Raw genomic sequence first — 13,856 nt, 5'->3', positions numbered from 1 at the left:
GCGCGCCGGGGTCAGTCCCCCGCGCCCACCGGCTCGGCCTCCGGGGTCTGCTCGGCGGCGGCCTCGTTCCGCTTCGCCCGGCGCCTGACGATCAGCAGGGAGCCGATGCCGAGGGCGAGGGCCACCGCGAGACCCACGTACGAGAAGCGCTTGAGCCAGTCCTCGGCGACGATGCCGACGTAGTGGACGACGGCGGTGGTGCCGCCCGCCCAGACGATGCCGCCGAGGACGTTGGCGATCAGGAACTTCCAGTAGGGCATCTGGAGCACGCCGGCGAGGGGGCCGGCGAAGATGCGCAGCAGGGCGACGAAGCGGCCGAAGAAGACGGCCCACATGCCCCACTTCTCGAAGGACCGCTCGGCGGTGGCCACATGGGCCTCGCTGAAGTGTTTCGGCAGTTTCCTGGCGAGCCAGGCCAGCAGGGGGCGACCGCCCTTGCGGCCGATCGCGTAGCCGATGGAGTCACCGATGACGGCGCCGGCCGTGGCGCACGCGCCGAGCACGAACGGGTCGATGCCGGAGTGGGTCGAGGACATGAGCGCGGCCGAGACCAGGACGATCTCGCCGGGCAGCGGGATGCCCAGGCTCTCCAGGCCGATCACCAGGGCCACCACGGCGTAGACGGCGAGCGGGGGCACCGAGTCGAGCCATTCCTGGACGTGCACCGCCGGTTCCTCCCAGTCGCTGTCCCTGATCGCGGGGCCGCGCCTGCTTCAGGGGCCCTCCGGGAAGGCTACCCGGTCGGGAACGGCGGACGGCCCGCCTCCACCCGCTCGGGGGCGTGACCTGCCACTCGGGGGCGCGGCCCGGGCCATAGGGGCGCGTTGCGCGACTCGGGGGCGCGTGCCCGCGGGGCCCGCGCCCCCGAGATCCCCTCGGGTCCCCCGATATCCCCCGGCCCGTCAGCCGTTCGGCCGCAGGGTCCACACGACCGTCATCTCGCCGGAGACGGAGCCGTCCTCGCGCTCGATGGTGATGGCCACCGGGAACTCCGGGCGCTTGCCCGCGTCGAGGTCCGCGACGACCTCGGCCGCCGGGCGGCCCAGGGTGGCGGTGGCGGTGACCGCACCGAGGGCCAGCTTCTTGTAGTCGATCTCGGCGCGCACCGCGAGCGGCACCGCGCGCGAGAGCTGCTCCCCGAAGGCGGTCAGCACGATGGCGCCGCTCGCGGACTCGGCCAGCGTGAACATGGCGCCGGCGTGCGGTCCGCCGAGGTGGTTGTGGTACTCGGCCTGGTCCGGCAGCCGGAGCACCGCGCGCTCGGGAGTGACCTCGATGAACTCCAGGTTCAGGGTCCGCACCATCGGCACCGCGGCGGCCAGCATGTCGCCCATGGAGGCGCTCTCAACTGTCATGCCCGTGATGTTACCGACCAGTAGCGAACCTGACCAGTCCGAATCATGTCCATGGCGCATTAGGGTTGCTGGCCATGTGGCCAGGAGAGCAGCCGCCAGGGGGCGCGCAGAACCCGCAGCAGAACCCGTACCAGCAGCCGGGTTACCAGCAGCCGAATCCGTATCAGCAGCCCGGCTACCAGCAGTACCCGCAGGGCAGCCCCTACGGGCAGCAGCAGTGGGGTGCGCCCCAGCCGCCGAAGGGCGGCGGGAACCGGACCAAGGTCGTCGCGATCGTCGCGGCCACCGCCGTGGTCGTCGCGGCGGCCGTGACCGGCTTTCTGGTCCTCGGCAATTCGAGCAAGGACGAGGCCCACGACGGCAAGAGCGGCCGGAAGACCGCGGCACCGACCACGACGGCGCCGTCCACGAGCGCGTCCACGCCGGACGACAACCCGCGCGGGGACGACAGCGCCGTCAAGCCGGTGATCGCGGGCTGGAAGGCCGTCGTCAACCCGAAGTTCGGCACCGCCTTCGACGTGCCGCAGGACTGGCAGCTCGAGTCGGTGGACACCTCCTACTTCATGGAGGACCGCGCCGACGACGACAAGCTGATCACCTCCGTGTCCGCCCCGGCGGTCTACAAGTCCAAGTGGTGCACCTCGGACAGCGACCGGGACGGCCACAGCGACGACACCTCGCTGGCGGTCGCGGGCACCCGAGGCGAGAACGGCGCGAAGAGCACGGCCCAGGCGGCGGTCGCGCGCGTGCCCTGGTACATCTACGGCGGCTACACCCAGCCGGACAAGAAGAGCATCACCTTCGACAAGAAGGCCAAGCACTACGTCACCAGGTCGGGCGTCGAGGGCGACTACGCCTGGGCCAGGTCGAGCAACACCCCGCAGAAGGGCAAGTGCGCGAGCGACGGCCGGGCGGTCTCGTTCGCGTTCAAGAACGCGGCGGACGACATCGTGTCGTTCGACCTCTACGGCGCCAAGGGCGTCAAGGGCGAGGTCGACACCGCGACGATCATGAAGATCCTCAGCTCGGTGCGGTTGCACGGGCAGCCGACGGGAGGCTGAGCGGGGCACTCACGCCGCGGGGCGGTGGCGGGACCCGGGTGGCGGGTAACTCGCTTGGCAGGTGCGACGGCCAGGGGTGATAGTCACCGGGTGACTTCCCGACCTGACCCCGCCGCCGAACCCGCCGACCGCCTTGCCGTCGGGCACCCGGCATCGGGGTCCGGCTCGGGGCAGTCCCGTACGGGTCGCAACTACCGACTGCTGACCGGGGCCGCCGTCGTCACCGCGCTCGGCGCCAACGGCTCGGTCATCGCGGCCGCGTTCGCGGTCCTCGACGCGGGCGGCGACAGCTCGGACGTCGGTCTGGTCGCCGCCTCGCGCACCCTGCCACTGGTGGTGTTCCTGCTGGTGGGCGGCGCCATAGCGGACCGGGTGCCCCGGCACCGGGTGATGGTCGCCGCCAACGCCCTCAACTTCCTCTCCCAGGGCGCGTTCGCGCTGCTCGTCCTGACCGGCGAGGCACGGTTGTGGCAGATGATGCTGCTCACCGCGCTCGGCGGCACGGGGCAGGCGTTCTTCAGCCCGGCCGCCGAGGGGATGCTGATGTCCTCGGTGGAGGGCGAGCACGCGGGGCGGGCGTTCGCGCTGTTCCGCATGGCCACGCAGGGCGCGGCGCTCGGCGGTGCCGCACTCGGCGGCGCGCTCGTCGCCGCGGTCGGCCCCGGCTGGGTGCTCGCGCTGGACGCGGCGGCCTTCGCGGTCGCCGGGTCGCTGCGCGCGTTCCTCGACGTGAGCCATGTCCCGGCGCGCGCGGAGGGCGGCGGTCTGCTGGCCGATCTCCGGGAGGGCTGGCGGGAGTTCGTCGGCCGGCCGTGGCTGTGGGGCGTGGTCGCGCAGTTCTCCCTGGCCAACGCGGTGGTCGGCGCGGCCGACGCCGTCTACGGCCCGCTCGTCGCCCGCGACAGCCTGGGCGGCGCGGCCCCCTGGGGCCTCGCCCTCGGCGCCTTCGGCGCGGGCACGGCGGTGGGCGCCCTCCTGATGACCCGCTGGAAACCCCGCCGCCTGCTCTTCACCGGCACCCTCTGCGTCTTCCCCCTCGCCCTCCCCTCCGCAGCCCTGGCCGTCCCGGTCCCGGTGGAGGCCCTCTACGCCGTCATGTTCTTCGCCGGCGCCACGGTCGAGGTGTTCGGCGTCTCCTGGATGACCGCCCTCCACCAGGAGATCCCCGAGGACAAACTCTCCCGCGTCTCCGCCTACGACTGGTTCGGCTCGGTCGCGCTGATGCCCCTGGCCACCGCGCTGGCGGGTCCCGCCGAATCGGCCGTCGGCCTCACCACAGCCCTCTGGGGCAGCTCGGCCCTGGTCGTCCTCGTCACGGCCCTGGTCCTGCTGATCCCGGAGGTCCGCACCCTGACCCGACGCCCGGCGCGGACGACGGTGGTCGACCTCTGAGGGAGCCGCCCGGCTCACCCGATGCCGAAAGCCCCGTCCGGAGGCTCGGGCGAGGGTACGGCCTCGCCGTCTCGGACCGGGCGCGCGCCGGCGGTGAACTTCCGCAGCGCGGGGCCGTGTTCGACGCGGGCCGGGAAGACGTCGGCAGCCGTACGGCGGGCCAGGGCGGTCAGGTCCAGGGGGCGGTGCGAGGCGAGGAGTACGGCGTTGCCGAAGCGGCGGCCGCGCAGGACACCCGGTTCCGCGATGAGCGCCAGCTCCTCGAACAGGGCGCCGAAAGTGGCCAGTTGGGAGCGGAGGAAGGTGAAGGGGGTGCCGTCCGCGAGGTTCGCGAGATAGACGCCGCCGGGGCGCAGCACCCGCTCGGCCTCGGCCGCGTAGCCGAGGGAGGTGAGGTGGGCGGGGACGCGGGAGCCGCCGAAGACGTCCGCGACCAGGATGTCCGCGCTGTCGTCCGGGGCGCCCTCCAGCCAGGTGCGGGCGTCGGCGGTGTGGACGGTGATGCCCGAGTCGTGCGGCAGCGGAAGGTGCTCGGCGACCAGTTCCGCCAGGCCCCGGTCGGCCTCCACCACGTGCTGCCGGGAGCCGGGACGGGTGACGGAGACGTACCGCGGCAGGGTGAGCGCGCCGCCGCCCAGGTGGAGCACGTCCAGCGGGCGGCCGTCCTCGCCGGCCACGTCGAGTGCGTGCCCGAGGCGTCGCGCGTACTCGAACTCCAGATGCGCGGGGTCGTCCAGGTCGACGTACGACTGGGGCGCTCCGTCCACCGTGAGCAGCCAGGCCCGCTCCCGGTCCACGTCGGGCATCAGCTTGGCGGTGCCGTGGTCGACGGTCCTGGTCACGGGTATGGCTTCGGTCACGGGACCATTCTCCCCCCGACCGAAGCCACACGCGCAGGGCGCGGGGACGGGCCGCCGTCCCCGCGCCCCGCACGCTCACTCCACCGAGGTCACCGTCCCGGCGCCGACCGTCCGTCCGCCCTCGCGGACGGCGAAGCCGAGCCCCGGCTCCAGCGGGACCTCGCGGCCCAGTTCCACGGTCATCTCCACCGTGTCACCGGGCCGCGCGACCGCCGTCTCGCCCAGGTCGACGTCCCCGACCACGTCGGCGGTGCGGATGTAGAACTGCGGGCGGTACCCGCTCGCGACCGGGGTCGTACGGCCGCCCTCGCGCGCCGAGAGGACGTACACCCGGGCCGTGAACCGCCGCCCGGGCGTCACGCTGCCCGGCGCCGCCACGACGTGCCCGCGGCGCACCGCGTCCCGGGGCACCCCGCGCAGCAGCAGGGCCACGTTGTCCCCGGCCTGCGCCTCCTCCATCGGCTTGCCGAAGGTCTCCAGACCGGTGACGACGCTCTCCACCTCCGCGCCGAGCACCTCCACCCGGTCGCCGACCCGCACGGTCCCGCGCTCGACGGCACCCGTGACGACGGTGCCGCGACCGGTGATGGTGAGCACGTTCTCCACAGGCAGCAGGAACGGGGCGTCCAGATACCGCTCCGGGATGGGCACGTACGTGTCCACCGCGTCGAGCAGCGCCTCGATGGAGGCCGTCCAACGGGGTTCGCCCTCCAGCGCCTTGAGCCCGGAGACGCGTACGACCGGTACGGCGTCGCCCGCGTACCCCTGCGTGGTGAGCAGCTCGCGGACCTCCAGCTCGACCAGGTCGGTCAGCTCCTCGTCGCCCGCGTCCGCCTTGTTGAGCGCGACCACGATGTGGTCGACGCCCACCTGCCGGGCGAGCAGCACGTGCTCGGCGGTCTGCGGCATGATCCCGTCGAGCGCGGAGACGACGAGGATCGCGCCGTCGAGCTGGGCGGCGCCGGTGACCATGTTCTTGACGTAGTCCGCGTGGCCCGGCATGTCCACGTGGGCGTAGTGCCGGGTGTCGGTCTCGTACTCGACGTGCGCGATGTTGATGGTGATGCCGCGCGCGGCCTCCTCCGGGGCGCGGTCGATGCGGTCGAACGGCACGAAGGTGCCGGTGCCGCGCTCGGCCAGCACCTTGGTGATGGCGGCGGTCAGGGTGGTCTTGCCGTGGTCGACGTGCCCCATGGTGCCGATGTTGAGGTGCGGCTTGGTGCGCACGTATGCCGTCTTGGGCATGGGAAGTCCTCGTGGTGGTGGTGCGTGATCACGCGGAAACGCGCCGGACCCCGGTGACTCTCCGACCCTCCCCCTGCGGGGTCCGCCGGACGATCCGGAGAGGGTCAGCTTCGGGCGCCGTCGACAGCGGCCACGAGGAACGGGACGGCAGCCTTCGGTGCATCCGCGACCGCGGATGCTGCGAGGAGGAAGGCGTACCGGAACATGACGCAGATCATTGCGGACGCGTCGCCCCACGTCGAACGGTTTTCCGCGGGCGGGGCGAACCCAACGGCTGCCGTCCGTACACCGATCACACACCCGCGTCGGTTAGGGTCACCGGATGCCCGCTGCCACCAACCGCTCTGGGGGCACCGCCATGGCCACTCCCCCGGCCACTGTCACCGAACCGGCGCCCGCCGTCCCCGAATCGGCGCCCGCCGTCCCCGAGTCGGCGCTCGTCGTGTCCCGACCGGCGTTCGCTCGCCGGGGATTCGCCGCGCGCGGAGTCGCCGTCCTGCTGTCCCCGTACGGCCGCCTGTCGCTGCTGCTGCTCCTGCTCGCGGGCGGCGCCGGATGCGTGCTGGCCTTCGCGCCGCAGCACCTGCTCACCCGGCAACTGCCGCCGGGTATCGGCGGTTTGGCGGCGGCCACGCTGTTCGCGGCGGGGTACGGCCTGTGCACGGTGGCGTTCGTACCGCGCCCCCTGCTGAACCTGGCCGCGGGCGCGCTGTTCGGCTCCCCGCTGGGGCTGACCTCGGCGCTCGCGGGGACGGTGTTCGGCGCGGGGCTGGCCTTCGTACTGGGCCGGGCGCTGGGACAGGACGCGCTGCGCCCCCTGCTGCGGGGGCGCTGGCTGCGGGCGGCGGACGGGCAGTTGAGCCGGCACGGGTTCCGCTCGATGCTGGCGGCGCGGCTCTTCCCGGGCGTGCCGTTCTGGGCGGCGAACTACTGCGCCGCCGTCTCCCGGATGCGCCTCACGCCCTTCCTGCTGGCCACCGCGCTGGGCTCGGTCCCGAACACGGCTGCGTACGCCGTCGCGGGCGCCCGCGCCTCCGCGCCGACCTCGCCGGCCTTCCTGATCGCGATGGCATGCATCGCCGTACCGGCGCTGGCGGGAACATGGGTGGCGTGGCGCAAGAGGCATCATCTGAACGCCAGTTGAGGCCGAGTCGCTCTACTTGATCCCAGACGACCAGGCACCCCGGATAACCATCCCATGACCAACCCCCGATGATTACTTTGCCATCGGGGCCCGCTACGCTGCCCCCGTCACATGATCACGCCTGTCTTTCCGAGCGCTTGGACCTCCCGCCGCCATGTCTTGGTTCGAATCCCTCGTCCTCGGACTCGTCCAGGGGCTCACCGAGTTCCTGCCCGTGTCCTCCAGCGCCCACCTGCGGCTGACCGCGGCCTTCTCGGGCTGGAAGGACCCCGGCGCGGCCTTCACGGCGATCACGCAGATCGGTACGGAGGCGGCGGTGCTGATCTACTTCCGCAAGGACATCGGGCGGATCGTGACGGCGTGGTTCCGCTCGCTGTTCGACAAGGCGGCGCGGGGCTCGCACGACGCGCGGATGGGCTGGCTGGTGATCGTCGGCTCGATCCCGATCGGTGTGCTCGGGGTGACGCTGAAGGACCAGATCGAGGGGCCGTTCCGTGATCTGCGGGTCACGGCGACGATGCTGATCGTCGTCGGCGTCCTGATAGGCATCGCCGACCGGCTCGCGGCCCGCGACGAGTCCGGCGCCCGTCACCGCACCCCCAAGCAGCGCAAGACCCTCGAGAACCTGAGCGTCCGCGACGGCCTGGTCTTCGGCCTCTGCCAGGCCTGCGCCCTCATCCCCGGCGTCTCCCGCTCCGGCGCCACCATCAGCGGCGGCCTCTTCATGGGCTACCGCCGCGAAGCCGCCGCCCGCTACTCCTTCCTCCTCGCCATCCCCGCGGTCCTCGCCTCCGGCGTCTTCGAGGTGAAGCACTCACTGGGCGAGAGCGGGGACGTGTCGTGGGGGCCGACGCTGTTCGCCACGGCGATCGCGTTCGGCTCGGGGTACGCGGTGATCGCCTGGTTCATGAAGTGGATCTCCAACAAGAGCTTCATGCCGTTCGTCTGGTACCGCATCGCCCTGGGCATCGTGATCATCGTGCTGGTGAGCATGGGCGTACTGAGCCCCCACGCGGCGGAGTCGGCGGGCTGACCTGGGCGGGTCCCCTGCGCCTCGCCCCGAGTGCGCGCCTCAGGCGGTGAAGCCGGCGTCGATCGCGCCTTCCTCCGCCAGCCGTCACGCCGCAGCCGCCCCGATCCCCCGGCTGCCACCCGCTGCGGCGCAGCGCCGCATGCGGAGGCGACCGTACGCCGGGCTGGCAACGCCGAACGCTTCGCCGGCGACCCCGCGTGCGTCGGCGACAGGAAAGTGCCGCTCGGGTTCCCGACGGTGGTCAGCGCCCTCGCGCGAGGGGGCGGCACCCGGCGACCAACCCCCGCCCCTGTCCTGGATCGCCCCCCGCGTCGCACACTGGAAGCAGACCCGAGGAGTGGGGAGACTCCGGATGAGCAGCGGTGCGCGGGATGTCGGGTGGTGGGTCGCGGGGCCGTGGCGGCGCTCCGGGGTCGCCGTGGTCGCGGGGGCGCTGCCCGTGCCGGCGTTTCCTGGACCCGCGTGGTGGTGGCTGGCGTATGTGGGTCTGGTGCCGTGGATCCTGCTGGCCCGGTCCGCGCCGAGTGCGCGCAGGGCGGCGTACGACGGATGGTGCGGCGGGTTCGGGTTTCTGCTCGCGGTGCACAACTGGCTGTTGCCGAGCCTGCACGTGTTCATCTTCCTGATCGCCGCGCTGCTCGGTGCGCTGTGGGCACCGTGGGGATGGCTCGTGCGCAGGTTGCTGGGCGGGACGCCGTCGCCGGGGCGGTGCGCGGCGGCGATGGCCGTGCTGCCGTCGGCGTGGCTGGCGGTGGAGCTGGTCAGGTCCTGGCAGGGGCTCGGCGGTCCGTGGGGGATGCTCGGCGCGAGTCAGTGGGACGTGGAGCCCGCGCTGCTGCTCGCCTCCGTGGGCGGGGTCTGGCTGCTGAGCTGGCTGGTGGTGGCCGTGAACGTGGCGGTCGCCGCGCTGATCGCGATGCGAGCGGCCCGGCTGCCCGCCGCCGCCTCGCTGCTGGCCACCGCCGCCGCGACCTCGGCCGCGTGGGTGTGGGCGCCGCGTCCCGCGACGGAGGGGACGGCACGCATCGCCGTCGTACAGCCCGGTGTGGTGGACGGCCCGCGCAGCGTGGACGACCGTTTCGACCGGGAGGAGCGGCTGACCCGACGCCTGGCCGGGCAGAACGTGGACCTGGTGGTGTGGGGCGAGAGCAGCGTCGGTCACGATCTCGCCGCCCGCCCGGACCTCGCCCGCCGACTGGCCGCGCTGTCCCGGCTCACCGGCGCCGACGTAGTGGTGAACGTGGACGCCCGCCGCTCCGACCGCCCCGGCGTGTACAAAAGCTCCGTGCTCATAGGACCGCACGGCCCGACCGGCGAGCGGTACGACAAGATGCGGCTGGTCCCCTTCGGTGAGTACATACCGGCCCGTTCCCTGTTCGGCTGGGCCACCTCGGTCGGCAAGGCCGCGGGCGAGGACCGGCACCGGGGCACCGGGCAGGTCGTGATGGACGCCGGGCACGGGCTGCGGATCGGCCCGCTGGTGTGCTTCGAGACCGCGTTCCCGGACATGAGCCGCCACCTCGCGGACGACGGCGCGGGCGTGCTGCTCGGCCAGTCCTCCACCTCGTCCTTCCAGGGAAGCTGGGCCCCTGCGCAGCACGCCTCGCTGGCCGCGCTGCGCGCCGCCGAGACCGGCCGTCCGATGGTGCACGCCACCCTGACCGGGGTGAGCGCCGTCTACGGCCCGGACGGCCGGCGCGTCGGCCCCTGGCTCGGCACGAACGCGGACACCGCCCGCGTCTACGAGGTCCCGCTCGCGCACGGCGTCACCCCGTACGTCCGCCATGGCGACTGGGCGGTGCGCGGCGCGCTCCTGGTGCTGGCCTCGCTGGGCGCGGTGGAGGGCGTACGGACGCTCAGGCCGCGCCGGACGGGTGCTGAACCGCTCGTACGACCCGCTCGCACAGCTCGTGGGTGGCCAGCGCGTCCCGGGCGCTGAGCAACTGGCCCGCGCGGACGGCGTCGAGGAAGGTGAGCACCGCCTGCTCGATGCCGCGCTGCCGGGAGACCGGCACCCAGTCGCCGCGCCGCCGCAGGGTGGGCTGGCCCTTGTGGTCGACGACCTCGGCGAGGTTGACGACCTGGCGCTTGGTGTCCTGCCCGGAGACCTCCAGGACCTCCTCGGCGGAACCGCTGAGGCGGTTCATGACGCCGAGCGCGGTGAAGCCGTCCCCGGCGAGCTGGAGCACGACGTGGTGCAGCAGCCCGTCCACGGAGCGGGAGCGCACGGTGATGTCGTCGACCGCGCCCGGCACCAGGAAGCGCAGGGTGTCGACGACGTGGATGAAGTCGTCCAGGACCATCGAGCGGGGCTCCTCGGGCAGCCCGACCCGGTTCTTCTGAAGGATGATCAGCTCGCGCGGGTGCTCCAGGACTTGCGCGTACGCGGGGGCGTAACGGCGGTTGAAGCCGACGAACAGGGAGACGCCCCGCTCCTCCGCGAGCGCCACCAGCCTTTCGGCGTCCGCGAGTTCGTAGGCGAGCGGCTTGTCCACGTAGGTGGGGACGCCCGCTTCGAGGAGCCGGGTGACGATCTCGGGGTGCACGGCGGTGGGCGCGTGCACGAAGGCGGCGTCGAGACCCGCGTCCAGAAGGGAGTCGAGGCTCCCGTGCCGGCGCTCCTCGGGCAGGTGCAGCGAGTCCGCCACGGCCGTCAGGGTGGCGGGGGTGCGGGTCTGGAGGTGGAGGTCGACCCCGGGCAGTGTGCCGAGCACGGGAAGGTACGCCTTCCGCGCGATGTCCCCGAGTCCGATGCAGCCGACCTTCACATGCTCTCCTAGTGGCGGTACTCCGTGTGTTCCTCTGCGGAAGGATACGGCGGCCGCCGGCTCGCGACGGTGTCGAAGCCGCGCAGCAGCGGCGTCGGCACCGCCTTGGAGGCGGCGGCGACCGCGTTGTCCGACGAACTCGCTCGTGAGACCACCCGGCGCCCCGGACCGCGCGCCTCCTGCGACGCGACGGCCCGATGTGCGCGTGCACGGCGGGTTCGTTCCGCCACGCGGCGCCGGAGCTTGAGGAAGTCCGGGCGGATGCGCGGGAGTTGCCGGCGGGGATGCTGCGCGGCCGAGGTCTGTGGGGAGATGGGCGAAATCCCCTGTCGCCGTAGCGGCCCGGCTGCGAGGATGCCGATCATGACTGCCGAAAGCCGGGCCCCCGCCGAGAACCCCGCTCCCGACGACCGCCCCTCCCCCGCCCTGGACGCCGGTGAACGCGCCATGCTGGAGGGCTGGCTCGACTACCACCGCCGCACCCTCGCCTGGAAGTGCGAGGACCTGACCGACGACCAGCTCCGCACCGCGTCCGTGCCGCCGTCCGACCTGTCGCTGATGGGCCTGGTACGGCACATGACCGACGTGGAGCGGGCCTGGTTCCGCAAGGTGCTGGCCGGCGACGACCAGGGGTGGATCTACTGGAGCGACGAGGACCCGGACGGCGACCTCCATCTCACCGAGGCCGACACCTGGAAGGACGCGTACGCCGTCTGGCAGGCCGAGATCGAGACCGCCCGGACCAACGCCGCCCGCTTCGAGCTGGACGACCTCTCGCTCGGCAAGCGCCGCCCCCACGACGAGCGGCGCTACAGCCTCCGCTGGATCTACACCCACATGATCGAGGAGTACGCCCGCCACAACGGCCACGCCGACCTGCTGCGCGAACGGATCGACGGCCGCACCGGCGAGTGAGCGTCACCCTGGATACGCCCGCGTCCTTCCTGCGGGCGACGGGATCACTCCTGCGAGTGGATCACCCGTGCGTAGCTGGTGCCAAGGCGGCGGCGCGGCCAGCAGAGTTGCCCGAGTGCATCGACCGACGACCACCGCAGCGCTGTGGGTCACCGTGGCCGTCTCGGCCCTCACCGGCTGCGTGACCGTACATGCCCCGGCCCCCGTCGCCCCCCACCCGGCGACGGGCACGGCGACCCCCCGCCCGGTGCAGGCGCCCGCCCGTGAAGCCCTGGCCCGCATGGGCCCGCCCCCGGACGACCCGAAGCACCCGACGCCCTCCCCCCGACTCTCCCCTCCGCCACCGCCACCCCCGGCAGCGCACCCCACCCGCACGAGCCCGGCGCCCCGCAACACCCTCCGCCCGGCCCCCGCCCCCCGCTCCCGCCCGACCGTCAAAGCCCCGGACATCTGCGCGCTCGGCCGCAAGTACGGCGGCTGGCGAAGGGACAGCCCGGCGTCGGTGATCTGCGGGAGGGCGTACGGGCGCTGAGCGGCGGGGGCGGGTGCCGCCCGCACGACGCCGGGCGTGGTCCGGGCGCCCCTACTGGGCGACGGCGCCCCTCCCCGACGCGCCGACCGGGGGCCGGGGCCCTCGCCTCACCGGGGCACGCCGAGGCACCGCACCGGACGCCGCGAGCTGATCCACGAAGACCGGGAGGACCCCCCTAGCCCACCGGCCGCTGTCGCGGCGGCCCGTACCCCTCGCCGTCCCCCAGCCGCAGCTCCAGGCGGGTGATCGCCGCGCGGACTCCCGCGCCGTAGCCGTCGTCCGCCAGGGAGTCGGCGGCGCGGCGGGCTCGGTGGAGGTGGGTGCGGGCGGCTTCGGCGTGGCCGAGTTTGAGGTAGTCGGCGGCGAGGTTGAGGTGGAGGGAGGGGTAGAAGCCGCGGACGGGCGAGGGGTCGGTCAGCTCCTGGGCGGCCGACAGCGCCCGGAGGTCCCAGGCGAGTTCGGCGTCGGGCTCGACCTGGGTGTCGGCGAGGTAGTGGGCGAGGGTGCAGCGGTGGAGCGGGTCGCCGGCCTCGGCCGTCTCGGCCCACAGCTCCAGCAGGCGCCGCTGGGCCTCCTCGCGGTCGCCGCCGTGGTGCAGCATCACGACCTGCCCGATCCGGGTGAGCAGGGCATCCGGCGCCGTCTGCTCCTGCCGCTCCGCCACCGCGCCCTCCGAGCCCTCACCGCCGGGCCGCTGTCCGGCCCGCCTGCCCCGACGCTAACCGCAGCCGGTGGAGATACCGGGCAGGCGGCCCCGTACGCCGGGGTGACACACCCGAACCGGCACCCCCCCCCGCAGACCCCCCTGCAGGCGACCTCAGACCGCCAGGTTCGGAATCCGCCAGTCGATCGCCTCGTGCCCCTGCTTCTCGATGGCCTCGTTGATCTGGGTGAACGGGCGGGAGCCGAAGAACCGCTTCGCCGACAGCGGCGAGGGGTGCGCGCCCTTGACCACCACATGGCGGGTCTCGTCGATCAGGGGAAGCTTCTTCTGCGCGTAGTTGCCCCACAGCACGAAGACCGCCGGGTCGGGACGGGAGTCGACGGCGCGGATCACCGCGTCGGTGAACTTCTCCCAGCCCTTGCCCTTGTGGGAGTTGGCCTCGCCCGCGCGCACGGTCAGCACCGCGTTCAGCAGCAGGACGCCCTGCTCGGCCCAGGGCATCAGATAGCCGTTGTCCGGGACCGGCAGATCCAGCTCCTCGCGCATCTCCTTGTAGATGTTCCGCAGCGAGGGCGGCGTCTTCACGCCGGGCCGCACCGAGAAGCACAGCCCGTGCCCCTGGCCCTCGCCGTGGTACGGGTCCTGGCCGAGGACGAGGACCTTGACCTTGTCGTACGGCGTCGCCGCGAGCGCCGCGAAGACCTCCTCGCGCGGGGGGTAGACAGGGCCCTTCGCCCGCTCCTCCTCGACGAACTCGGTCAGCTCCTTGAAGTAGGGCTTCTCCAGTTCGTCGCCCAGAACCCCGCGCCAGGACTCGGGCAGCATGGCGATGTCGGTCACGTCAACGTCCTCACGATGTGCGGTCACTTCCAGCACTCAGAACCTAC

General features: G+C 73.1%; 14 protein-coding genes. 7 read left to right on the top strand and 7 right to left on the bottom strand.

Annotated features, from left to right (window positions below; all coding sequences use genetic code 11):
- Positions 1–11 precede the first annotated feature (11 nt).
- Positions 12–665: a DedA family protein gene (locus tag ACWEEU_RS14700; protein ID WP_451732219.1), complete on the bottom strand. Its 654-nt coding sequence runs from the start codon at positions 663–665 to the stop codon at positions 12–14.
- 237 nt (positions 666–902) lie between these two features.
- On the bottom strand, positions 903–1,355 hold the full coding sequence (locus ACWEEU_RS14695) for a DUF4442 domain-containing protein (RefSeq protein ID WP_199582289.1): 453 nt from the start codon (positions 1,353–1,355) through the stop codon (positions 903–905).
- A gap of 74 nt (positions 1,356–1,429) precedes the next feature.
- Here ACWEEU_RS14695 and ACWEEU_RS14690 point away from each other — a divergent pair, with 74 nt between their 5' ends.
- Positions 1,430–2,416 carry a hypothetical protein gene (locus tag ACWEEU_RS14690; RefSeq protein ID WP_451732216.1) on the top strand — a complete coding sequence of 329 codons (987 nt, stop codon included), beginning with the start codon at positions 1,430–1,432 and terminating at the stop codon, positions 2,414–2,416.
- 90 nt (positions 2,417–2,506) lie between these two features.
- Positions 2,507–3,808 (top strand): MFS transporter, encoded by a 1,302-nt coding sequence (locus ACWEEU_RS14685; protein ID WP_451732213.1) that lies wholly within the window; start codon positions 2,507–2,509, stop codon positions 3,806–3,808.
- 14 nt (positions 3,809–3,822) lie between these two features.
- Here ACWEEU_RS14685 and ACWEEU_RS14680 read toward each other — a convergent pair whose 3' ends face one another.
- Complete coding sequence (locus ACWEEU_RS14680; protein ID WP_385746559.1) at positions 3,823–4,668, bottom strand: spermidine synthase; 846 nt, start codon at positions 4,666–4,668, stop codon at positions 3,823–3,825.
- Between the two features lie 75 nt (positions 4,669–4,743).
- Positions 4,744–5,913: an elongation factor Tu gene (tuf, locus tag ACWEEU_RS14675; RefSeq protein ID WP_451732209.1), complete on the bottom strand. Its 1,170-nt coding sequence runs from the start codon at positions 5,911–5,913 to the stop codon at positions 4,744–4,746.
- 322 nt (positions 5,914–6,235) lie between these two features.
- Between tuf and ACWEEU_RS14670 the strand changes: the two genes are divergently transcribed.
- The 3 genes from ACWEEU_RS14670 to lnt all read left to right on the top strand — a co-directional run bounded on the left by ACWEEU_RS14670 (position 6,236) and on the right by lnt (position 10,029).
- A complete protein-coding gene (locus ACWEEU_RS14670; protein ID WP_451732206.1) occupies positions 6,236–7,057 on the top strand; it encodes a TVP38/TMEM64 family protein in 822 nt (273 codons plus the stop codon).
- A gap of 154 nt (positions 7,058–7,211) precedes the next feature.
- Positions 7,212–8,090: an undecaprenyl-diphosphate phosphatase gene (locus tag ACWEEU_RS14665; protein ID WP_451732203.1), complete on the top strand. Its 879-nt coding sequence runs from the start codon at positions 7,212–7,214 to the stop codon at positions 8,088–8,090.
- 352 nt (positions 8,091–8,442) lie between these two features.
- Entirely contained in the window at positions 8,443–10,029 is a 1,587-nt protein-coding gene (lnt, locus tag ACWEEU_RS14660; protein ID WP_451732200.1) for an apolipoprotein N-acyltransferase, read from the top strand.
- Here lnt and ACWEEU_RS14655 read toward each other — a convergent pair.
- Positions 9,947–10,858, bottom strand: coding sequence for a Gfo/Idh/MocA family protein (locus ACWEEU_RS14655; protein ID WP_385746549.1), 912 nt, complete (start codon positions 10,856–10,858; stop codon positions 9,947–9,949). The genes lnt and ACWEEU_RS14655 overlap by 83 nt on opposite strands.
- Positions 10,859–11,212: 354 nt before the next feature.
- Here ACWEEU_RS14655 and ACWEEU_RS14650 point away from each other — a divergent pair, with 354 nt between their 5' ends.
- Both ACWEEU_RS14650 and ACWEEU_RS14645 read left to right on the top strand, forming a co-directional pair.
- A complete protein-coding gene (locus ACWEEU_RS14650; RefSeq protein ID WP_451732197.1) occupies positions 11,213–11,773 on the top strand; it encodes a DinB family protein in 561 nt (186 codons plus the stop codon).
- Between the two features lie 115 nt (positions 11,774–11,888).
- On the top strand, positions 11,889–12,305 hold the full coding sequence (locus ACWEEU_RS14645; protein WP_451732194.1) for a hypothetical protein: 417 nt from the start codon (positions 11,889–11,891) through the stop codon (positions 12,303–12,305).
- Positions 12,306–12,480: 175 nt separating this feature from the next.
- Here the strand turns inward: ACWEEU_RS14645 and ACWEEU_RS14640 are convergent, their stop codons facing one another.
- Positions 12,481–12,969, bottom strand: a complete 489-nt coding sequence (locus ACWEEU_RS14640; protein WP_451732191.1) for a hypothetical protein — start codon at positions 12,967–12,969, stop codon at positions 12,481–12,483.
- A gap of 153 nt (positions 12,970–13,122) precedes the next feature.
- Positions 13,123–13,809, bottom strand: a complete 687-nt coding sequence (locus ACWEEU_RS14635; protein WP_385746543.1) for a uracil-DNA glycosylase — start codon at positions 13,807–13,809, stop codon at positions 13,123–13,125.
- Positions 13,810–13,856: the final 47 nt, after the last annotated feature.

This window comes from Streptomyces sp. NPDC005004 (genome assembly GCF_053600675.1).
Note: the sequence above shows the minus strand (reverse complement) of the source record. Positions and strands in the feature narration are given on the sequence as shown.

Bases quoted from the DNA above. Each gene is read 5' to 3' on its own strand.
- tuf (WP_451732209.1), bottom strand. From the start codon at position 5,913: ATGCCCAAGACGGCATACGTGCGCACCAAGCCGCACCTCAACATCGGC.
- ACWEEU_RS14695 (WP_199582289.1), bottom strand. From the start codon at position 1,355: ATGACAGTTGAGAGCGCCTCCATGGGCGACATGCTGGCCGCCGCGGTG.
- ACWEEU_RS14665 (WP_451732203.1), top strand. From the start codon at position 7,212: ATGTCTTGGTTCGAATCCCTCGTCCTCGGACTCGTCCAGGGGCTCACC.
- ACWEEU_RS14690 (WP_451732216.1), top strand. From the start codon at position 1,430: ATGTGGCCAGGAGAGCAGCCGCCAGGGGGCGCGCAGAACCCGCAGCAG.
- ACWEEU_RS14670 (WP_451732206.1), top strand. From the start codon at position 6,236: ATGCCCGCTGCCACCAACCGCTCTGGGGGCACCGCCATGGCCACTCCC.
- lnt (WP_451732200.1), top strand. From the start codon at position 8,443: ATGAGCAGCGGTGCGCGGGATGTCGGGTGGTGGGTCGCGGGGCCGTGG.
- ACWEEU_RS14650 (WP_451732197.1), top strand. From the start codon at position 11,213: ATGCCGATCATGACTGCCGAAAGCCGGGCCCCCGCCGAGAACCCCGCT.